The sequence below is a fragment of the Leifsonia sp. KNZ13-11D genome (assembly GCF_056754895.1).
In genome coordinates, this window is record NZ_JBPGWU010000001.1 from 1,287,865 (window position 1) to 1,307,789 (window position 19,925).

A 19,925-nucleotide genomic window follows, 5' to 3' on the forward strand; every position below is an offset into this window, starting at 1 on the left:
CTGGCCCGCCCGGGCGCTACGTCCGCTCACCGTCGGACGGCCGCTGGAAGCTGGATGGCCGGGTGCATGCTCCCACCATACATGCTTGATGCGTCTACTTCCACACGGTATTTTACGTGCATTACCTGTTCGAGCGATCTGTATGCACGCGTCCGGCGGATGCCCTGCTTGGTTTGTGGGCCGGTCTGGCCACTCACGATCACATGCCGACCGCGCCGAAATCGGGGTGGTGAGCGGGATTGGTCCCTCGTACGTGATGAATGCCTGCGAGTAATCCAGCTGGCCGTGAACCACCGGCACCACGGTCATCGCCTGGAAACCCGTCACCGGATCACTCACCGGAGGCGGGGGAACCACCTGGTGCTCCTGGCCGGGATTGTGTTAGGTGCTGAATCTCTTTCCTGTGGCATACGGCGGGTTCTTCCACAAGGGATCCACGTTGTAGGCCGCGCCAGCGATGGCGGCATACTCTTCGGCTGCCGTCATCCGAGGACCTCTGACGAGCCGTCGCTGTAGGTGACGGGGACTGGTGAGGGCGTCGCGTCGGAGTCCGCAGTAGGGAGCGGATCCCCGGCTACCAATGCCAGTCCAAGGTCCTCTTGATAATCCTTGCCCGCAATAGTGACCATTGCGTATGCCGACCAGTAACCTGCACCGTTGGCGCCTCCCTCTTCTGTGAATTCAATTCGTTCTGTTTCCGGCCGGTTACCGATGAACAGGAGCGCTGCATTCTTCTGGTTGGCGAGATTCGTCGCCAGGGTGTCGTGGTGGTTCATCCCGCCGTTTCCAGATATCGAACAAGAGGTCAAGGCCACGACGATCGTCGTGGCAACACCGAGGCCCAGGAGGAGCCGTCTGCGCCGCCGGCCCGCCCATGCGCTGCGCCCGCTCACCGCAGGACGGCCGGTAGAAACTGAGTGCCCGGATGCATGCTCCGACCGTACATGATTTATTCGTACTGCAGCACGGTATTTTACGGCATTACTTGTCCTGATCGGTCACTACCTCTCGCAGGCTGCCACGCCCCAGCCGGGCACCGTCAGCCGGAGGCCGGCCACCCCTGGTCGCCGATGAGCGGCACGAACGCCACCGCCCCGAGGTTCGTCTCGTGCAACTCCCCGTCGTCCTGCAGCGTGTACGCGGCGAGGTGCTGGGCGCGTCCCGGCCGCCCGACCGGCATCACGATCCGTCCGCCCGGACGCAGCTGCGCCGCCCACGCCGCCGGCACCGACGGCCCGGTCGCCGCCGCGACGATCGCGTCGTACGGTGCGCGAGCGGGCCACCCCAGCGTCCCGTCGCCGGTGACGACCTCGACCCGGTAGCCGAGCGCCTCCAGCGTCGCCGCCGCCTCCACGGCGAGCCCGGGATGCCGCTCGATGCTGACCACCCGGTGCGCCAGCTCCGCGGCGACCGCCGCGGCGTAGCCGGAGCCCGTCCCGACGTCGAGCACGGCGTCCTCCGGCCCGATCCGGGCGGCCTGCAGCATCAGCGCGACGATGTACGGCTGCGAGATCGTCTGTCCCTCGCCGATCGGCATCGGGTGGTCCTCGTAGGCGTACGGCGCCGCCGCCGGCTCGACGAACAGGTGCCGGGGCACGCGTCTCATCGCGTCGAGGACGCGCTGGTCCTCGATCCCGCGGGCGGCGAGCTGCTGCTCGACCATCCGCGCGCGTTCGGTCAGGTGGTCGTACTGCGTGCGGCTATTGAACCACCGCGGCACCCCCGCCCGCACCCCGCCCCGCGCATCCCGCCACCGCAATCGAGGAGTCGCAACACGCCGTTATCCGCGTCGCATAACGGCGTGTTGCGCCCCCTCGAGGCCGCCCGGGGCGCCGGCGGGGCCCCGCCGCCGGGCCCGCCGTCAGGCGCCGGGCACCGGCACCACCGCCGCCGCCGGCCGCCCCTCCAGCGCGCTCCGCGCCGCGTCCACCGCGGCCGGGTCGGCGCCGGCCGACTCGAGGGCGAGCAGCGCGGCGCCGAGGATGGGCGCGGCCGTGACCAGCTCCATCCGGGCGGCCGGCGCGCCCTCCGCGAGCAGCCGCTCGATCGTCCCGAGAAGCCGCTCGTCGCGCCCGCCGATGACGCCGCCGCCCAGCACCACCGGCACCGGCCGGTCCAGCAGGTCGAGGCGCCGCAGGGTGGTGATCGCCATCGTGGCGATCTCCTCCGCCTGCTCGTCGACGAGGCCGATGGCGATGGCGTCGCCGTCGCGGGCGCAGGCGAACACGGTCGGGGCCAGCCGCGCGAGCCCGCTGCTCGGCAGGCGGCCGAAGTGGAGGGCTTCGATCACCTCCTGCACGCTGCCGAGCCCGAGAGCCGCCGGCACTGCGTCCGCGAGGGCCGTCGGACCGCCGCGACCGTCCACCGCCCGCGCCGCGTACCAGAGGGCGCGCTCGCCGAGGTGCCAGCCGCCACCCCAGTCGCCGGAGATCGTGCCGAGCGACGGGTAGCGCACCACCCGGCCGTCGGCCCGCACGCCGATGCAGTTGATGCCCGTCCCGCAGACGACCGCCACCGCGTCGGGCTCGCCCGTGCCCGCGCGCAGCAGGGCGAAGAGGTCGTTCTCGACCGTCGCCCCCGCCCACGGCGTGTGCGCGATCGCGGCGCGGAACTCCGCCAGCTCCGCCGGGAGGTCGAGCCCGGAGAGGTACAGGTTCACGGCGGCCAGCGGGCGCGGGCCGGTCCGTTCGAGCAGGGTGCCGATCAGGCCGGAGACGAGCTCGGCCGCCGCGTCCATCCCGATCGCGTGCGGGCTCGACGTGCCGGCCCGGGCCTCGGCGACCACCGTGCCGTCGAGTTCGAGGGCGACCGCATCCGTCTTCGAACCGCCGCCGTCGACCGCGACGACCAGCGGCGCCCCCTCGGGGCGATCGGTCACTGCGCCCATGCCAGGTGCTCCCGGTTGTGCGCGATGAGCAGGTCGGTGAGCCGCTCCGCCCGGTCGTACTGCCCGACCAGTGGATGCGCGAGCATCGCGCGCAGCACCCGGTCGCGTCCGCCGTGCACGGCCGCGTCGAGGGCGAGGCGCTCGTAGCAGGCGACGTGCGCCACCAGGGCGGCGTGGTCGGCCGGCAGCGGGTCGACGGGCAGCGCCGTCACGCCGCGCGCGTCGACCGTCGCCGGGACCTCGATGACGTGGTCGTCGGGCAGGAACGGCAATGTTCCGTCGTTGCGGAGGTTCACCACCTGCACGTCGCCCCGGTCGCCGGTGAGCGACGCGATCAGGTCGACGGCCGCCTCGGAGTAGAACGCGCCGCCGCGCTGCGCCAGCTGTTCGGGTTTCGTGTCGACCGCAGGGTCGCCGTACAGCTCCAGCAGCTCGCGCTCGACGCGCTGGACCGCCTCGGCGCGCGTCGGCGCATCCAGCTGCTCGCGCAGCACCTCGTCGTGCGCGTAGTAGTAGCGAAGATAGTAGCTGGGCACGTCGCCGAGCAGCCGCAGCAGGGAGGCGGGCAGCTCGACCTCGCCGGCCAGCTGGTCCAGGCGCCTGTCCAGCAGCTCCGGGAGCACGTCGCGCGTGCGGTCTCCGTCGCGCACGAGCACCGAGCGCTCCCAGGTCAGGTGGTTGAGCCCGACGTGGCCGAGCTGGACCTGCGCGGGTTCCAGCCCCAGCATCCCCGCGAACCGCCGCTGGAAGCCGATGGCGACGTTGCACAGCCCGACCGCGCGGTGGCCCTCCTGCAGCAGCGCCCGGGTGACGATGCCCACGGGGTTGGTGAAGTCGACGATCCAGGCGTCGGGCTTGGCGTGCCTGCGCACCTCCTCGGCGACGCGCAGCACCACCGGGACCGTTCGCAGCGCCTTCGCGAACCCGCCGGGGCCGGTCGTCTCCTGGCCGATGCAGCCGCACTCGTGGGGCCACGTCTCGTCCCCGTGACGTGCGGCCTGGCCGCCCACCCGCAGCTGCAGCAGCACCACGTCCGCATCCGCCACGCCGGCCACCAGGTCCGAGGTCGGCACGATGCGTCCGGGGTGCCCGGCGGCGCGGAACATCCGCTGGCTCATACCGCCGACCAGTCGCAGCCGCTCGGGATCGGGGTCGACGAGCCACAACTCCTCGACCGGGAGCACGGCGCGCAGCCGCGCGAACCCGTCGATGAGCTCGGGAGTGTAGGTGGAGCCGCCTCCGACGACCGTCAGTTTCACGAGTTATCCCTTCACGCCGGTGAGTGTGATGCCCTCCACGAAGACGCGTTGGGCGAAGAAGAAGATGAGGACGACCGGCACGGTGACCAGCATCGTCATGGCCATGCTGAGCCCCCAGTCGGTGCCGTGCACACCGCGGAACGACGCCAGCCCGTAGGCGACGGGCCAGGCGGCCGGGTTCTCCGAGGTGTAGAACCGTAGTAGTCGTTCCACGAGGCGAAGAACAGGAAGATCGCGGTGGCCGCGATGCCCGGCTTCGCCATCGGCAGCACCACGCGCCAGAGCACGCCGAACTCGCCGTTCCCGTCGATGCCGCCGCATCCGAGCGCTCGCTCGGGATCGTCAGGAAGAACTGCCGCAGCAGGAAGATCGAGAACGCGACGCCCAGCAGGTTCGGCAGGATGAGCGGCCACAGTGTCCCGGTCAGCCCCAGCTGCGACCCCAGCACGTAGATCGGGATCGCCGTCACCTGCGGCGGCAGCAGCATCGCGATGATGATCACGGTGAACAGCACACCCGACCCGCGGAAGCGGATCTTCGCCAGCGCGTAGGCGGCCGGAACGCTCGACACCAGCATGAACACGGTCGCGAGCACCGCGTACATCGCCGAGTTCGCGAACCACTGCGCGAGCGGCACGGTCGTGAACACCTTCACGTAGTTGTCCCAGTGGAACGGCTGCGGCCAGAGCGACGCCGTCAGCGTCTGCTCGCTCGACATCGCCGAGGTCAGGAACACGAACACGACCGGAGCGATGAACAGGACCGCGAGCACGACGAGCACGACGTGCTCGGCGATCCACGCCAGGATGCTGCGGGCGCGCGATGACCGAGGCGTCGGGATACGTCGCGAGGGCGGCGGTCCGCTGGTCGCGGTCGTGCCGGGGGAGAGCGTGGCGGAGGTCATTGGGCGCCTTCCGGGGTGAACGCCGTGAAGCGGCGCAGCAGCAGGACGAGGATGACGGCGGCGACCGCGAACAGCAGCACTGCGAGCGCCGAGGCGTAGCCGAGCTGGTACGTGCCGAAGCCGCGGACGTACAGCCACTGCGTGGAGGTGAGCAGCGAGCCCCCGGGGTAGCCGAGGTTGGCCGAGATGCCCTGGCCGACTACGGCCTTGCCCGACGCCACGGACGACGCGACCGCCGCCTGCTTGTCCCAGCCGATCTTCCAGAAGGAGACGTTGCCGCTGAAGTCTTTCGGGGCGGTGTCGCTGAAGTTCGCGCCGCCGGACCATCCGGAGCATCCGGAGAGGGCGAGCGCAGCGGCCGCGGTGATCGCGGCCGCTGCGACGAGGTGACGGTGTTTCACGGGTGTGGCTCCCTCACTGTCTGTGGTGCGGGTGGATGGTGCAGGGCGGGACGCGGGACGCTACGGTGCGATCCGCGACACTTCGGCGAACAGGGCGTCGCGCACGTCGCCGACGAGGTGCTCCCGGGCTCCGCGGAGCACGGGATGGGCGGCGACACCGGTGGCGACGACGCTGCGGTCGCCCCAGGAGGGGCGGAGCTCGGCGGTGACGAGCTCGGCGAGGCGCGGTCCGCCGGCCAGGCCGGTCGCGCCGCCGAGCACCACGAGCTCGGGGTCGAGGAGGGCGAGCACCGGCACGACGCCGACGGCGACGCGCCGTGCCAGCTCGCCGAGGAAGCGCTCGCGGGCACGGTCGTCGCCCTCGAATCGGTCGGTCAGGCCGTGGCCGGCCGCGAGCCGTGTCACCGCCGGGCCTCCGATGAGGTCCTGCAGGTCGCGCGCCTCCGGGTCGAGCTCGGCGGCGGAGCGGGGGATGGGCAGGTAGCCGATCTCGCCGGCCCCGCCCGAGGCGCCGCGGTGGATGCTGCCGCCCTGGTCGACCGACAGGCCGAGGCCTTCGTCCATCCAGAGCAGTGCGAATCCGCCGGTGTCGCGGCCGGCGCCGTCGGTCCGCTCGGCCAGGGCCGCCAGGTTCACGTCGTTGTCGATGTGGACGGCGATGCCCAGCGCATCCACGAGGCGGCGGCGGATGCCCTGCTTCGGCCAACCGGGGAGGGTCTCGATGTAGGTCAGCTCGTCCGTCCGGGGATCGAGGGCGCCCTGGACACCGATGCAGACGGCGCCGACGCGCTCGGGGTCCGCTCCCGACGCCGCGCAGGCCGCGTCGATCGCGGCGCGGATGTCGCCTTCGGGGCTCCGGGCGGCGAGCGGGGTGACGGCGATCGGCCGTTCCGCCCCCGCCGCGTCGACCACCGTGGCGCGGATGGCCTCCGCGCCGATGTCGACGGCCACGCCCAGCATCCGGTCCGTGCGGACGGCGTAGCTCGCGGCGTTGGGGCCGCGGCCGCCGGAGACCTCGCCGACGACGTGGATGAGTCCGGCGGTCTCGAGCCGCGCCACCATCTGGGCGGCGGTGGGCTTCGAGAGCCCGGAGAGCTCGCCGATGCGCGTGCGGGTGAGGACGCCGTGCTCGAGCAGCAGCGACAGCGCCGTGCGGTCGTTGGTCTCGCGCAGCCACCCAGGGGTGCCCCGAACCGGTCCGGTCATCCTCATCCCTCCGTCGGAACGATGTCCTCCGGCGAATGTATCAGGAAAGTTTCTTTATAGTAAAGCTCTTGTCTCCCCGATCGGCCTGTCTTTTCTCTCAGACGATGAACCTCCGGCACCGTGGGCAGCGTGCACCAGGTGGAAGGGAACATCCATCATGAGAAGCACCGTTTCACCCTCGCGCCTCGGCGCACTGGCCGCCGGAGCGGCCGCCGTCCTCCTCGCGCTCGCCGCCTGCTCGTCCGCCGGGGGAGGGACGTACGCCCCGCCCAGCGGTTCCGGCTCGTCGTCGTCATCCACTTCGAGCGCCTCCGGTTCGGCTGCCGGGTCCACCGCGCTCAAGACCGGCACGACGACGCTGGGCACCGTGGTCGTCGACGGGACCGGCCTCACCGCCTACGTCTTCGACAAGGACACCGCGAACTCGGGCAAGAGCGTCTGCACCGGCGCGTGCGCCGCGCAGTGGCCCGCGATCGAGACCAGCAGCGACCACCCGACCGTGTCCGGGGTCACCGGCACAGTCGGCACCATCACGGGCGTCGACGGCAAGAAGCAGGTCACGCTCGACGGCTGGCCGCTGTACACCTTCGCCGGCGACTCCTCCGCGGGAGACGTGACCGGTCAGGGCCTCGGCGGAATCTGGTGGGCGGTGGCGCCGGACGGCACGAAGATCACGTCGTCCTCCTCGTCACCGTCCTCCACGTCCGGCAGCGGCGGCTACACGAAGTGACGCCCGCCCGCGCGGCGGCTCAGCCGAACGCGCGGGCGTGCTCCACCAGCCGGTCGAACGCCGCATCCAGGTCGGGGTCGACGCGCTGGCGGTCGGCGTCCTCGAGGAACCAGTCCACGATCTCGCCGGCCCCGCGCGCGAACGGCACCCTGGCCTGGAAGCGGGGCACGAGCGCCTTCACCTTGCTGTTGTCGAAGTGCATCGAGTGGGCTTTGTCGCCCACGAGACCGGGACCGACCTCCGGGATCACGCGCGCGATCGTCTCGCTGGCCACGTGCACCAGCTCCGCCTCGACGCCGAGCGCCTCCGCGAGGTCGCAGTAGATCTGGTTCCACGTCGGAGCCTCGTCGCCCGTGATGTGGAAGGTGTCGCCCACGGCCTCCGGCAGGCCCAGCAGCCCCACGAAGCCGACCGCGAAGTCGGTGCTGTGCGTGATCGTCCAGCGGCTCGTGCCGTCGCCGTGCACCACGACCGGCGCGCCGCGGCGCATCCGCTCCAGGTCGGTCCAATTCCCGCTCGTCGGGATCATGGTGCGGTCGTACGTGTGCGACGGCCGCACGATCGTGACGGGGAAGCCGCGATCCCGGTACGCCTCCACGAGCAGGTCCTCGCACGCGATCTTGTCGCGGGAGTACTGCCAGAACGGGTTGCGCAGCGGGGTGGACTCGGTCACCGGCACCCGCGCCGGCGGCTTCTGGTACGCCGACGCCGAGCTGATGAACACGAACTGCCCGACGCGCCCTTCGAAGAGGTCGAAGTCGGTCCGGACATGGTCGGGAGTGAACGCGAGGAACTCGGCGGCGACGTCGAAGCTGCGCTCGCCGAGCACGCGGTGCACGCTCTCGGGGTCGCGGACATCGGCGTGCAGCACCTCCACGCCGTCGGGGAGCGGACGCGTGGAGCTGTTGCCCCGGTTCACCACCGTGACCTCGTGACCCTGCTCGAGCGCCTCCACGACGCACGCCGAGCTGATCACACCCGTCCCGCCGATGAAGAGTGTCCGTGTCGCTGCCATTCCCGCTCCTTACGCGCTCGGTCGGGACCTGCCCCGACTGCACAGGCTAGTCCCGGTTCGGGGTGCCCGCGAGCTCGGGCAGCAGGGGATGCTGCGCGTACACTGCATCGCGAATCCCGACCGTGAGGAGCCCGCCCACCCGTGTCCGCCCTGCGCACCTGGCCCGGCCTGGCCGTCGCCTGCCTGCTCGCCGTGATCGTCGCGGTGGTCGTCACGGCCGTCCTCGCCCTGATCCTGCGGCTCATCGGACGGCGCCAGCAGTGGCCGGCCGTGCTCATCCGGCGCGCGCGCATCCCGTTCCGGCTGTTCCTCCTGGTGATCGTTCTCTGGATCGCCGTCGCCGTCAGCCTGCCGCCGGAGACCACTTCGGCGTGGCGCGACGGCATCCGGCACACGTTCCTGATCCTCGCCATCGCCACCGGAGTGTGGTTCGCCGCATCGCTCGTGATCTTCGTCGAAGACCTGGGCCTCGCCCGGTACCGGCTCGACGTCCCCGACAACCGCTACGCACGACGCGTGCGGACGCAGGTGCTCATCCTGCGCCGTCTCACCGTGGTCGCGGCGGTCGTCATCGGGCTCGGCGCCGTGCTGCTCACGTTCCCCGCGCTGCAGGCGGCGGGAGCCAGCCTGCTCGCGTCCGCCGGGGTCGTCGGCATCATCGCCGGTGTCGCGGCCCAATCCAGCCTGGCGAACCTGTTCGCCGGCATCCAGCTCGCGTTCTCCGACGCCATCCGCATCGACGACGTGGTGGTCGTCGAGCAGCAGTGGGGCACCATCGAGGAGATCACGCTCACCTACGTGGTCGTGCACGTCTGGGACGACCGCCGACTGGTGCTCCCGTCCACCTACTTCACGACCAAGCCGTTCGAGAACTGGACCCGTCAGCACAGCGAGCTGCTCGGCTCCGTCGAGTTCGACCTCGACTGGCGCGTCTCCACCGGCGGGATGCGCGCCGAGCTGAACCGCATCCTCGCGACCACCGACCTGTGGGACCACCGCACCGGCGTCCTCCAGGTCACCGACGCCGTCGGCGGCTGGGTGCGCGTCCGCGTGCTCGTCACGGCGAAAGACGCGCCGACGCTGTTCGACCTGCGCTGCCTGGTGCGCGAACGCCTGATCGACTGGATGCAGCGCTACTCGCCGCTCTCCCTCCCGCGCCAGCGCATCGAGCTGACCGAGGAGCCGGTGCCGAATGAGCGGCCACCGCGGGTCCGCACGGAGGAGGAGGGCCGGCTGTTCAGCGGCTCGCCGGAGGGCGAGCAGCGGGCGCAGCAGTTCACGGACGCGATCCCCGTGATCCGGGAGCCGGACGGGGCGCCGGTTGCGGCGGAGCCGGCATCCGGAACGGCACCGGCTGCCACTGCGCCGACACCGATGACAGGGACACCCGCGACAGGGACACCGACGACAGGGACACCGGCGACAGGGGTACCGACGACAGGGGTACCGACGACAGGGATACCCGCGGCGGCGACGCCGGCACCCGCAGCGAAGGAGAACCGATGACCGAGTCCGGCGAGTCCCGCGAAGCCCGTGCCGACGGGCCCGACGAGCAGCACACGCGTCCCGACGGCCTCGACGATGCGACCGTCGACGCGCTCGGCACGCTGTCCGAAGCGCTGGAGGTGGTCGAGCACGCGCGCGGGCTGCTCTACGGCTTCCACCGCCTCACCGGCAAGGCCGACCTGACCCTCGGCGACGCGGTCGACAAGCTGCGCGAGGCAGGCCACGCCGACCTCGCCGACCGCATCGACCGCGAACTGCTCGGTCGCAACGTGATCGAGGGACGCTGGACCTTCCAGATCGTCGAGGACTACGACGACGGGTACTACGCCCTGTTCCGCGACCTGGAGCGCACCGCCCGCGACGAGCTCGCCGCTGGCCGCCGCCACCTCTTCGAGGCCGAGATGAAGGAGGAGCGGCGCACCCACGGCGAGCCGGGTCACGAAGCGCGGCCCTGACCGGCCGCCGGCCTGGTCGTCGTGCCGGTCAGGAGAGGGATTCGGCCGCCGCGACGATCGCGCCCGTCGCCACGTCCGGTGCCGAGAGCATGGACACATGGCTGGAGGGCGTCTCCACGATCGTGGCGTCCGCGCGTTCGGCCATCCGGCGCTGCAGGGCCGGCGGGATGATCCGGTCCTCCGTCCCGACCACCGCCCACACCGGGCGGCTCTGCCACGCCGGGACCGGCGCCGGCGACGTATTCGCCGCCAGTGCGATGGGCCGCTGGCCCGCCGCGATCTGGTCGCGCGCCTCCTCGGCCAGGTCCTGCGCGAAGAACTGATGGACGGTCGACGGCTTCAGGTAGGCATCCGCATCCCCCTCCGGAGCACCGGGGTAGCCCACGATGTCGAGCACCGCGGTGGGGTCGGGCACGTCGAGCGCCGAGCCGGAGCCGCCGAGCAGCCCGACCACGGTCTCACCCTCGTCGGGCAGGAACGCGTCGATGTAGACGAGGGCGCGCACGTCCCCGCCGTTCAGCCCTGCGGCGCTGATCACCGCACCGCCGTACGAGTGGCCGACGAGGATCACCGGCCCCTGGGTGCGCTGTGCGACGAAGGAGGCGACGTAGGCGCTGTCGCCCGCCGCGCCGCGGAGCAGGTTCGGTGGCGCGAGCACGTCGAAGCCGCGGTCGCGCAGATCGGTGATGACGGGGTTCCAGCTGGACGCGTCGGCCCAGGCTCCGTGGACGAGGACGATGGTGGGGTTCGGCATGGCGCTCCTTCGTTCGGTGCTGTGAACGGGTGCGATGACTCTCCGGGAACGCCGCCAGGCTAGGGGCCGCCCCGCTGGTGCGTCTACCCCCGCGGGCGCGCGGCGCGCGCTTCCACTGCCGGGCGCGGCGCATCGTCGGAGTTCTGCCACCCATCGTCGGAGATCTGGCCCCGCTCGTCGGAGATTTCGCCCCGTTCGCCGGAACCCTCCGTCGTCCGCGCGTTGTCCCGGCCGGCATCGCGAATCGTCGGAGTTCTGCCTCCCATCGTCGGAGATTTCGCCCCGTTCGCCGGAACCCTCCGTCGTTCGCGCGCTGTCCCGGCCGGCATCGCGCATCGTCGGAGTTCTGCCTCCCATCGTCGGAGATTTCGCCCCGTTCGCCGGAACCCTCCGTCGTTCGCGCGCTGTCCCGGCCGGCATCGCGCATCGTCGGAGTTCTGCCTCCCATCGTCGGAGATTTCGCCCCGTTCGCCGGAACCCTCCGTCGTTCGCGCGCTGTCCCGGCCGGCATCGCGCTCCTCGGAGTTCTGCCTCCCATCGTCGGAGATTTCGCCCCGTTCGCCGGAACCCTCCGTCGTTCGCGCGCTGTCCCGGCCGGCATCGCGCTCCTCGGAGTTCTGCCTCCCATCGTCGGAGATCTGGCCCCGATCGCCGCAAACCTCCGTCCGTCGTGCACTTTGCTCGCCGGCATCGCGCATCGTCGGAGTTCTGCCTCCCATCGTCGGAGATCCTCGGCATTTCGGCGCGGATCTCCATCCGCAGAGCGTTGCGTCGGAGATTTGGGCACTTTTTTCCGCCGTTCCACAGCCCCCGCCCTCGACCGGTTCTCCACAGATTCGCTTTCCGAGCGCCGCGCCGCCGAGGCGCCCGCGAGGCTGAACCCATGATCGATGAACACCTGCTCCAACGCCTCGGCGGTATCGCCACCACTCACCAGTTGCGGGCCGCAGGCGCATCCGCCCCAGAGCTCGCAGCCGCCGTCGCCGACGGCCGGCTTCGGCGCCTCCGCAAGGGCATCTACGCCGCACCGTCCGCGCCGCCTCTGGCGGTGGCCGCGGTCAACGCGCGCGGGCGACTCTCCTGCGTCTCGGCGGCCCGCACCTACGGTCTCTGGTCGGGCACCGACACGCGGCTGCATCTGCAGCATCCACCTCACGTCCGGGCGGGTCCGGCCGTCGCCGCGGTGCGGCACTGGCTCCCGACTGAGCACGACGAGCAACTGTGGCGGGTCACCCTGGCCGATTGCCTGCGTTCCGTCGCGCGCTGCGCAGACCGCGAGACGGCCGTGGCGGTCTTCGACACGGCCATCTCAGCCGGGCTGACGACGCCGCTGGCGATTCCGCGGATCCTGGACGGTCAGCCGGCGAGGGTGACGAGTCTCGCCGCGCTCGCCCGGCCGGGCTCGGAGTCGGGCGTGGAATCCCTCGTGCGGCAGCGGCTGCACGCTCTCGGCCACGTCGTGGAGCAGCAGGTGCACGTCCCCGGCGTCGGCCGCGTCGATATGCGGGTGGACGGGGTGCTCTTCCTCGAGATCGACGGGTTCGCGTTCCACGCCGACAGGCAGTCGTTCGAGCGTGACCGGGCTCGGGATGCGACGCTCGCGCGTCTCGGCTCCGCCCGCCTCCGGGTCTCCGCCGTCCAGGTTCTGGAGGACTGGCCGACCGTCCTCGCATCCATCCGCTCACAGCTGGGCCCGACTGCGGTAGCGTGACGCCATGCGGGGGAGGGGCGGCGCGACGCACGCTGCACGGCCGGTGGCGGGATGGTGAGCGTGCTCGTCCGGCTCGCCAGCGCCTCGTGCGCTACGGCTCCGCCGGACGGGCAGGAGTGCAACGACACGGTTGCAATGGTGGCGCTGCCATCGTGGGTGCCGCTGCTGGTGATCGCGGCGGGAGTGCTCGTCGTCGCGGTGGCGGTGTTCTTCGGCACGCGGGCGCCGCGGGACTGAACATCGGCCCTCGCGCGTGGCGGTTGCCCATAGCCAGACCGTTCCGCACTCGGCCGTTCCGCACCCGGCCGTTCCGCACCCGACCGTTCTGCGCTCGGAGGTTCCGCGCGCGATGGTTCCGCGCTCGGTGTGGTTCGTACCCTCCGGCACTCGGCGAACTCACAGGAACCCCGGGACCATCCCGACCCCCACCGGTGTTCCACCTACTGACGGCGTCGCAGCCAGCGCGCCGCACGAGGAGGAAACGTGACACAGGACTACCGCAAGAGCCCGGAGGCCGTCTCGAAGCTGACGCCGCAGCAGTACGCGGTGACGCAGGAGGCCGCGACCGAGCCGGCGTTCCGCAACGAGTTCTGGAACAACCACGAGGAGGGCCTGTACGTCGACATCGTGTCGGGCGAGCCGCTCTTCGCGTCCGTGAACAAGTACGACAGCCGTTCCGGCTGGCCGAGCTTCACCGTGCCGGTCGAGCCCGCCAACATCGTCGAGAAGACCGACCGCACCTACGGGATGGTCCGGACCGAGGTCCGCTCCGCCCACGGCGACAGCCACCTCGGCCACCTGTTCGACGACGGGCCCGCCGAGGCCGGCGGCCTGCGCTACTGCATCAACTCCGCGGCCATGCGGTTCGTGCCGCTCGCCGAGCTGGAGTCCGCCGGGTACGGCCAGTACGCACACCTTTTCAGCAAGTGACGAACCGAACGAAGGAGTAACACCATGACGCAGAAGGCCATCCTCGCAGGAGGCTGTTTCTGGGGAATGCAGGACCTGATCCGCAAGCTCCCCGGCGTGGTGAGCACGCGTGTGGGCTACACGGGCGGAGACGTCCCCAACGCCACCTACCGCAACCACGGCACCCACGCCGAGGCGATCGAGATCGAGTACGACCCGGAGCGCACCAGCTACCGCGACCTGCTCGAGTTCTTCTTCCAGATCCACGACCCGTCGACGAAGAACCGGCAGGGCAACGACATCGGCACCAGCTACCGCTCCGCGATCTTCTACGTGGACGACGAGCAGCGCCGCGTCGCCGAGGACACCATCGCCGACGTCGACGCCTCCGGTCTCTGGCCCGGCAAGGTCGTCACCGAGGTGACCGCGGCCGGTCCGTTCTGGGAGGCCGAGCCGGAGCACCAGGACTACCTCGAGCGCATCCCGTGGGGGTACACCTGCCACTTCGTGCGCCCGGGCTGGAAGCTCCCGAAGCGCGAGGCCGCCGCGAGCTGACCCGAAGACGCCGAGCCGCGGGGCCGCATGCCGGCCCCGCGGCGACGCCGCAGTCACGCGCCATCGTCACCCGCGACCGGCGTTTGCCATACTGACCCCGTGAGCAGCGACAGCGCGGTGGTGGTCCGCGGCCTGGCCAAGTCCTACGGGGCGGTCAGCGCCGTGCGCGGCGTGGACTTCGACATCGCGTCCGGTGAGACGTTCGCGCTGCTCGGGCCGAACGGCGCCGGCAAGAGCACGACGATCGAGATCCTCGAGGGCTACCGCCACCGCACCGCAGGGCAGGTGACCGTCCTCGGTGTCGACCCTGCGTCCGGGGGCACCGCCTGGAAAGCGCGGCTGGGGATCGTCCTGCAGACCAGCGCCGAAGCTCCGAACGTCACCGTCCGAGAACAACTGACGCACTTCGCCCGCTTCTATCCGGCGCGACGTGACGTCGACGAGGTCATCGCGGCCGTCGGCCTCACCGAGAAGGCCCGCACGCGCGTTCGCAACCTGTCCGGCGGCCAGCGCCGGCGGCTGGATGTGGCGCTCGGGGTGATCGGCCGGCCGGAGGTGCTGTTCCTCGACGAGCCGACCACCGGATTCGACCCCGAGGCCAGACGGCAGTTCTGGGAGCTCATCCGCTCCCTGAAACGCCAGGGCACCACCATCCTGCTCACCACCCACTACCTCGACGAGGCGGCGCAACTCAGCGATCGTGCCGCCGTGATCGCGCAGGGCCGGCTGATCGCCATGGGCGCAATCGACGAACTGGGCGGCCCGTCCGCCCGCATCCCCATCGTCCGCTGGCGCGACGCGTCCGGGGCGGAGCGGAGCGAGCGCACCGAGAACCCCGCGTCGGTCGTCGCGCGTCTCGCCGCCGAGGCCGGCGGTGAGCCGGCCGCGCTGGAGGTGGTGCGCCCGAACCTCGAGGACATCTACTTCGACCTGGTGCACCGGGCGAACGAGGCCGCGGAGGTGTCGCGATGACCGCGATCGGCCTCGGAGTGGAGCGCGCCCGCTACGAGACGATGATGTACTTCCGGCAGGGCGACACCATCTTCTTCACCTTCCTGTTCCCGGTCGTGATGCTCGGGATCTTCTCCGTCGCGTTCCAGGGACTCGGCAACGTCGGCGCCGCACCGGACGGCAGCGGAGGGATCACCCGCGCCGCCTACTACCTCCCCGGCATGATCGCAGCCGGGATCCTGCTCTCCGGTGTGCAGAACCTCGCCGTGGACATCGCGGGGGAGCGCAGCGACGGGACGCTGAAACGGCTGGGCGGGACACCGCTCCCGGTGTTCTCGTACTTCCTGGGCAAGATGGGGCAGGTCGTCGCGACGAGCGTCCTGCAGATCGCGCTGCTTCTGGTCGTCGCCCGTGTCGCGTTCGACGTGGCGCTGCCGACCGAGCCCGAGCTGTGGCTCCGCTTCGCGTGGATCTACGCGCTGAGCATCATCACCTCCGCGGTGCTCGGCATCGCGCTGTCGGCCGTCCCGCGCACGGGGAGGAGCGCGACCGCCGTCGTGATCCCCATCGTCCTGATCCTGCAGTTCATCTCGGGTGTCTACATCCCCTTCAACGTCCTTCCCGCCTGGTTGCAGAACGTGGCCTCCGTCTTCCCGCTGAAGTGGATCGCACAGGGCCTGCGCAGCGTCTTCCTGCCGTCGGACTTCGTCGCCCAGGAGCCCAACGGCAGCTGGGAGCTGGGCTGGATCGCGCTGGTTCTGCTGGTGTGGCTCGTCGGCGGCCTGATCGCCTGCCGCATCACGTTCCGCTGGATCCGCCGCGACTCCTGAGCGCTCCGCCCGCACCGCACCGCTCCGCCGCCCGCTCCGCGGTACCGCTCCGCCCCGCGCCACGCGGCACCGCTCCGCCGCCCGCTCCGCGGTACCGCTACGCCGTCCGCTCCAGCAGCACCGCGACCTCCATGTGACCGGTCTGCGGGAACATGTCGAGCACGCGTCCGGCGCGGACGCTGTACGACGGCATCCTGGCCAGATCGTGCGCGAGGCTCTTGGGGTTGCAGCTGGAGTAGACGACGCTCGGCACGCCCGACCCCTCGAGCCAGCCGGCGAGTTCGGCGCCGACGCCGCGCCGTGGCGGGTTCACGATCACGAGCTCCGGAGCCGTCGCTGCGTTCAGGGCGAAGGCCGTCGCGTCGCCCGCGCGGAACGCGACCTGCGGCAGTCCCGCGGCCGCAGCGCTCGCCCGGGCGCTGCGCACCGCCTCCCGGCTGGTCTCGACGCCGACGACCCGGCGGCCGGGCGCCGCGACGTGCAGCGCGAAGCCGCCGACGCCGCAGTACAGGTCCCACACGGATGCGGGGGAGACGTCGTCCACCCAGGATGCGACCTGCGCGTACAGCTCCCTGGCGACGGCCGTGTTGGTCTGGAAGAAGCTCTGCGGCCGCAGCCGCAGCGACACGTCGCCCAGCCGCATCGACAGCGCCGACTCCCGCGTGAGCACCACGTCGGTGTCGCCTTCGACGACGGCCTTGTGCTCCGGCTGGAGGTTGACGGTCACGACCCGAGCCTGCGGCAGCTGCGCCTGCAGCCACCCGAGTCCGGCCCGGACGCGCGCGACCGTCTGCTCCGACCGCGCGACGAATCGCACCATCAGCTCGCCGTCGGGCGTCTCCGTCACCAGCACGAACTTGAGCTCGCCGCGGCGCTCCGGCACGCGGTACGGCTCCAGCCGCTGCCGCGAGACGAATCGGGCGAGCACCGGCAGGGCCGCCCGGATGCCGGGGGCGCAGATGCCGCACTCCCGGAGGTCGACGCCGCGTCCTGCTTCGTCGAGGATGCCGATCGTCGGCGCCTCGATCGTGCCGCCCACGACCATCTTCGCCTTGTTCCGGTAGCCGGATTCGGCGCTCGCCACCGCAGGGAGCCAGACCGGATCGCCGAACGGCGCGAGCAGCTCCCGGGCGAGACGCTCCTTGCCCTCCAGCTGCTCCGCATAGGGCACGCCCATGAGGGTGCACGAGCGGCACACGCCGGCGTCGAAGTAGGAACAGTCCATGGGATCTCGATCAGTGGTGCCCCCAGTAGGATTTGAACCTACGGCCTTCTGCTCCGGAGGCAGACGCTCTATCCCCTGAGCTATGGGGGCCAGGGTGCCGAACCAGGCTAGCATCCCGCGGGCGGGCTTGTGACATCCCGCGGCCGCGCTCAGGATGCCGGGATGTTCCCCAGCACGCTCTCCATGAGCGGTGCCGCGTCGCCGGGCTCGAAGAACGCGGGCGACTCGGCGACGATCCAGTAGCTGCCCCGGAACACCTGCACCTGGCCCGAGGTGCCGGGCTTGAAGTACCCCTCGACCGTCGGCGGCACGCCGTAGGTCGGCACCGGCTTCGCGTCCGTGATGGCCGCGTTCTTCAGGCCCTCCAGCTGGCTGGCCGGCGGCTTCGCGACCGCGACCTCGATGACGTCGCCGCTCGTCTGGTTGAGCCAGGCGCACGCGACGCCCTGCCAGTCCGTGATCTTCTTCTCGAGCGATCCGTCCTTGGGCGCGTACCCGGGGTCGGTGCCGTAGTTCGGGTTGACGGCGTACAGCTGGTCGGCGGTCAGCACCTGGTCGCAGGTCAGCCCCACCGGCGTCGGCGGGTCGGACGGGGTCGGCGCCGGTGTCGCGACCGCGCTGGACGACACGCCGCCCGCGGCCGCTGAGCCGCTCGGCGAGGCGGCGGGCTTCGCGGACGGCGAGCACCCGGTCAGTGCGAGCGCGGCGACCAGGCCGAGCGCGGTCGTGGCGGTGAGGAGGGCGGAGCGGCGGGTGGTGGATGGCATGCTGCGTGTCGTCTCTCTGCTCGGCGCGCGCGGTGCGGGAGCGCGCGTCCGCGACGACCCTATATCAACCGAGGCACAGGCAACCCCCGCACGGGGGTGAGCCATGCCCCCACCGCCGCCCCAGTAGAATCGATCCTCATGACTCCTGCTGACCTCTCCGCCGCCCTCCTCGACATCGTCACGACGGTGGTCGAGCAGCGACGCGAGGCCGGCGCGGACGTGCCCGAGCTGACGCTCACCGTCGACGACGTGCCCCTGGAGCGGCCCAAGAACCGCGAGCACGGCGACTGGGCGTCCAACGTCGCGATGCGGCTGGCCAAGAAGGTCGGAGCGAACCCGCGCGAGCTCGCCGAGCAGATCGCGGCCGCCGCCGCCGGAATCGACGGGGTCGCGTCCGCCGAGGTCGCCGGCCCCGGATTCATCAACTTCCGTCTGGAGGCGGCAGCCGCCGGGCAGCTGGCGCAGACCATCGTCGAGTCGGGCGAGGCGTACGGCCGCGGCGACATCTACGACGGCCTCCGCGTGAACCTGGAGTTCGTCTCGGCCAACCCGACGGGGCCCGTCCACATGGGCGGCGCGCGCTGGGCGGCCGTGGGCGACAGCCTGGCCCGCATCCTGCAGGCCGAGGGTGCGGATGTGACCCGCGAGTACTACTTCAACGACCACGGCTCGCAGATCGACCGCTTCGCGCGCAGCCTGCTCGCCGCGTACCTGGGCGAGCCGACGCCGGAGGACGGCTACGGCGGCGCCTACATCGGCGAGATCGCCGAGCGCGTCGTCGCCGAGGCGGCGGCGCAGGGCACCGACCTCGGCACCCTGCCGCGCGAGGAGCAGCAGGAGGTGTTCCGCTCGATCGGAACCCAGCTGATGTTCGAGGAGATCAAGCAGCGCCTCCATTCGTTCGGCGTCGACTTCGACGTGTACTTCCACGAGGACTCGCTGCACGAGTCGGGCGCCGTCGAGCGCGCCATCCTGCGCCTCCAGGAGCAGGGCCACATCTTCGAGGCCGACGGCGCGATCTGGCTGCGCACCACGACCTTCGGCGACGACCGCGACCGCGTGGTGATCCGCTCCAACGGCGAGCCCGCGTACATCTCGGGCGACCTCGGCTACTACCTGGACAAGAGGGAGCGCGGCTTCGAGCAGAACATCATCATGCTGGGCGCCGACCACCACGGGTACATCGGCCGCATGATGGCGATGGTGGAGGCGTTCGGCGACGTCCCGAATGTGAACCTGCAGATCCTCATCGGGCAGCTCGTCAACCTGGTGAAGGACGGCGAGCCCGTCCGCATGTCGAAGCGCGCGGGCACCATCGTCACCCTCGACGACCTGGTGGATGCGGTGGGCGTCGACGCCGCCCGCTACGCCCTGGTCCGCTCGTCCACCGACTCGCAGCTCGACATCGACCTCGACCTGCTGGCCAAGCGCAGCAACGACAACCCGGTCTTCTACGTGCAGTACGCCCACGCGCGCACGCGCTCTGTCGCCGCGAACGCAGAGAAGGCGGGCGTCGACCACAGCACCTTCGCCCCGGAGCTGCTCACCCACGAGACCGAGTCCGCCCTGCTCGGCGGCCTGCAGGAGTTCCCGCGCATCGTCGCCCAGGCGGCGGAGCTGCGCGAGCCGCACCGCGTCGCCCGCTACATCGAAGAGCTGGCCGGGCTGTACCACGCCTGGTACGCCGTCCGCGACGGCTCCACCCGCGTGCTGCCGCACGGCGAGGAGCCCGTGACCGACCTGCACCGCACGCGACTGTGGCTGAACGACGCGACCGGTCAGGTCATCCGCAACGGCCTGGGCCTTCTTGGCGTGTCGGCACCGGACCGCATGTGACCGGCGCCCGCCGAGCGCACCAGC

The 19,925-nt window shown here is 71.3% G+C and carries 22 protein-coding genes and 1 tRNA gene; 11 read left to right on the top strand and 12 right to left on the bottom strand.

Translation table 11 applies throughout. The features are described from left to right. Positions 1-482: 482 nt before the first annotated feature. The 5 genes from ACR9Y5_RS06485 to ACR9Y5_RS06505 form a co-directional block, all read right to left on the bottom strand. Positions 483-776 carry a hypothetical protein gene (locus tag ACR9Y5_RS06485; RefSeq protein ID WP_481297192.1) on the bottom strand — a complete coding sequence of 98 codons (294 nt, stop codon included), beginning with the start codon at positions 774-776 and terminating at the stop codon, positions 483-485. Between the two features lie 263 nt (positions 777-1,039). Then, positions 1,040-1,720: a protein-L-isoaspartate(D-aspartate) O-methyltransferase gene (locus tag ACR9Y5_RS06490; protein ID WP_481297193.1), complete on the bottom strand. Its 681-nt coding sequence runs from the start codon at positions 1,718-1,720 to the stop codon at positions 1,040-1,042. A gap of 141 nt (positions 1,721-1,861) precedes the next feature. Continuing rightward, on the bottom strand, positions 1,862-2,887 hold the full coding sequence (locus tag ACR9Y5_RS06495) for an N-acetylglucosamine kinase (RefSeq protein ID WP_481297194.1): 1,026 nt from the start codon (positions 2,885-2,887) through the stop codon (positions 1,862-1,864). Then, on the bottom strand, positions 2,875-4,146 hold the full coding sequence (locus tag ACR9Y5_RS06500; RefSeq protein ID WP_481297195.1) for a 6-phospho-beta-glucosidase: 1,272 nt from the start codon (positions 4,144-4,146) through the stop codon (positions 2,875-2,877). The genes ACR9Y5_RS06495 and ACR9Y5_RS06500 overlap by 13 nt, the downstream gene beginning before the upstream one ends. Before the next feature lie 3 nt (positions 4,147-4,149). After that, positions 4,150-4,359, bottom strand: coding sequence for a hypothetical protein (locus tag ACR9Y5_RS06505; RefSeq protein ID WP_481297196.1), 210 nt, complete (start codon positions 4,357-4,359; stop codon positions 4,150-4,152). Between the two features lie 446 nt (positions 4,360-4,805). Here ACR9Y5_RS06505 and ACR9Y5_RS06510 point away from each other — a divergent pair, with 446 nt between their 5' ends. Beyond that, positions 4,806-5,069, top strand: coding sequence for a hypothetical protein (locus ACR9Y5_RS06510; protein ID WP_481297197.1), 264 nt, complete (start codon positions 4,806-4,808; stop codon positions 5,067-5,069). Here the strand turns inward: ACR9Y5_RS06510 and ACR9Y5_RS06515 are convergent. Then, positions 5,047-5,451, bottom strand: a complete 405-nt coding sequence (locus ACR9Y5_RS06515) for a hypothetical protein (protein WP_481297198.1) — start codon at positions 5,449-5,451, stop codon at positions 5,047-5,049. The genes ACR9Y5_RS06510 and ACR9Y5_RS06515 overlap by 23 nt on opposite strands. A gap of 60 nt (positions 5,452-5,511) precedes the next feature. Continuing rightward, the gene (locus ACR9Y5_RS06520) at positions 5,512-6,657 is read right to left on the bottom strand and encodes an ROK family transcriptional regulator (RefSeq protein ID WP_481297199.1); all 1,146 of its coding nucleotides are present in this window, start codon (positions 6,655-6,657) and stop codon (positions 5,512-5,514) included. A gap of 157 nt (positions 6,658-6,814) precedes the next feature. Here ACR9Y5_RS06520 and ACR9Y5_RS06525 point away from each other — a divergent pair, with 157 nt between their 5' ends. Next, positions 6,815-7,387, top strand: coding sequence for a COG4315 family predicted lipoprotein (locus ACR9Y5_RS06525; protein ID WP_481297200.1), 573 nt, complete (start codon positions 6,815-6,817; stop codon positions 7,385-7,387). A gap of 19 nt (positions 7,388-7,406) precedes the next feature. Here the strand turns inward: ACR9Y5_RS06525 and ACR9Y5_RS06530 are convergent, their stop codons facing one another. Continuing rightward, complete coding sequence (locus ACR9Y5_RS06530; protein WP_481297201.1) at positions 7,407-8,402, bottom strand: SDR family oxidoreductase; 996 nt, start codon at positions 8,400-8,402, stop codon at positions 7,407-7,409. A 141-nt stretch (positions 8,403-8,543) separates the two neighbouring features. Here ACR9Y5_RS06530 and ACR9Y5_RS06535 point away from each other — a divergent pair, with 141 nt between their 5' ends. Further along, positions 8,544-9,908 (top strand): mechanosensitive ion channel family protein, encoded by a 1,365-nt coding sequence (locus ACR9Y5_RS06535; protein ID WP_481297202.1) that lies wholly within the window; start codon positions 8,544-8,546, stop codon positions 9,906-9,908. Then, entirely contained in the window at positions 9,905-10,363 is a 459-nt protein-coding gene (locus tag ACR9Y5_RS06540) for a hypothetical protein (protein WP_481297203.1), read from the top strand. The genes ACR9Y5_RS06535 and ACR9Y5_RS06540 overlap by 4 nt, the downstream gene beginning before the upstream one ends. 28 nt (positions 10,364-10,391) lie before the next feature. On the opposite strand, the gene ACR9Y5_RS06545 is transcribed toward ACR9Y5_RS06540, so the two are convergent. Then, on the bottom strand, positions 10,392-11,117 hold the full coding sequence (locus ACR9Y5_RS06545; RefSeq protein ID WP_481297204.1) for an alpha/beta fold hydrolase: 726 nt from the start codon (positions 11,115-11,117) through the stop codon (positions 10,392-10,394). An 883-nt stretch (positions 11,118-12,000) separates the two neighbouring features. Here ACR9Y5_RS06545 and ACR9Y5_RS06550 point away from each other — a divergent pair. The 6 genes from ACR9Y5_RS06550 (at position 12,001) to ACR9Y5_RS06575 (ending at position 16,073) form a co-directional block, all read left to right on the top strand. Beyond that, on the top strand, positions 12,001-12,828 hold the full coding sequence (locus tag ACR9Y5_RS06550) for a type IV toxin-antitoxin system AbiEi family antitoxin domain-containing protein (RefSeq protein WP_481297205.1): 828 nt from the start codon (positions 12,001-12,003) through the stop codon (positions 12,826-12,828). Positions 12,829-12,879: 51 nt separating this feature from the next. Then, positions 12,880-13,065, top strand: a complete 186-nt coding sequence (locus ACR9Y5_RS06555) for a hypothetical protein (RefSeq protein ID WP_481297206.1) — start codon at positions 12,880-12,882, stop codon at positions 13,063-13,065. A 246-nt stretch (positions 13,066-13,311) separates the two neighbouring features. Continuing rightward, positions 13,312-13,758 (top strand): peptide-methionine (R)-S-oxide reductase MsrB, encoded by a 447-nt coding sequence (msrB, locus tag ACR9Y5_RS06560; protein ID WP_481297207.1) that lies wholly within the window; start codon positions 13,312-13,314, stop codon positions 13,756-13,758. 24 nt (positions 13,759-13,782) lie between these two features. Then, on the top strand, positions 13,783-14,292 hold the full coding sequence (msrA, locus tag ACR9Y5_RS06565; RefSeq protein WP_481297208.1) for a peptide-methionine (S)-S-oxide reductase MsrA: 510 nt from the start codon (positions 13,783-13,785) through the stop codon (positions 14,290-14,292). A 99-nt stretch (positions 14,293-14,391) separates the two neighbouring features. Further along, positions 14,392-15,264: an ABC transporter ATP-binding protein gene (locus ACR9Y5_RS06570; RefSeq protein ID WP_481297209.1), complete on the top strand. Its 873-nt coding sequence runs from the start codon at positions 14,392-14,394 to the stop codon at positions 15,262-15,264. Then, the gene (locus ACR9Y5_RS06575) at positions 15,261-16,073 is read left to right on the top strand and encodes an ABC transporter permease (RefSeq protein ID WP_481297210.1); all 813 of its coding nucleotides are present in this window, start codon (positions 15,261-15,263) and stop codon (positions 16,071-16,073) included. The genes ACR9Y5_RS06570 and ACR9Y5_RS06575 overlap by 4 nt, the downstream gene beginning before the upstream one ends. 97 nt (positions 16,074-16,170) lie before the next feature. On the opposite strand, the gene rlmC is transcribed toward ACR9Y5_RS06575, so the two are convergent. From rlmC to ACR9Y5_RS06590, 3 genes are all read right to left on the bottom strand, one after another. Continuing rightward, positions 16,171-17,298: a 23S rRNA (uracil(747)-C(5))-methyltransferase RlmC gene (rlmC, locus tag ACR9Y5_RS06580; protein WP_481297211.1), complete on the bottom strand. Its 1,128-nt coding sequence runs from the start codon at positions 17,296-17,298 to the stop codon at positions 16,171-16,173. Positions 17,299-17,312: 14 nt separating this feature from the next. After that, positions 17,313-17,388 (bottom strand) — tRNA-Arg (locus tag ACR9Y5_RS06585). Between the two features lie 59 nt (positions 17,389-17,447). Beyond that, on the bottom strand, positions 17,448-18,065 hold the full coding sequence (locus ACR9Y5_RS06590; protein WP_481297212.1) for an iron ABC transporter ATP-binding protein: 618 nt from the start codon (positions 18,063-18,065) through the stop codon (positions 17,448-17,450). Between the two features lie 138 nt (positions 18,066-18,203). Here ACR9Y5_RS06590 and argS point away from each other — a divergent pair, with 138 nt between their 5' ends. After that, positions 18,204-19,901 (top strand): arginine--tRNA ligase, encoded by a 1,698-nt coding sequence (argS, locus tag ACR9Y5_RS06595; protein ID WP_481297213.1) that lies wholly within the window; start codon positions 18,204-18,206, stop codon positions 19,899-19,901. Positions 19,902-19,925 lie beyond the last annotated feature (24 nt).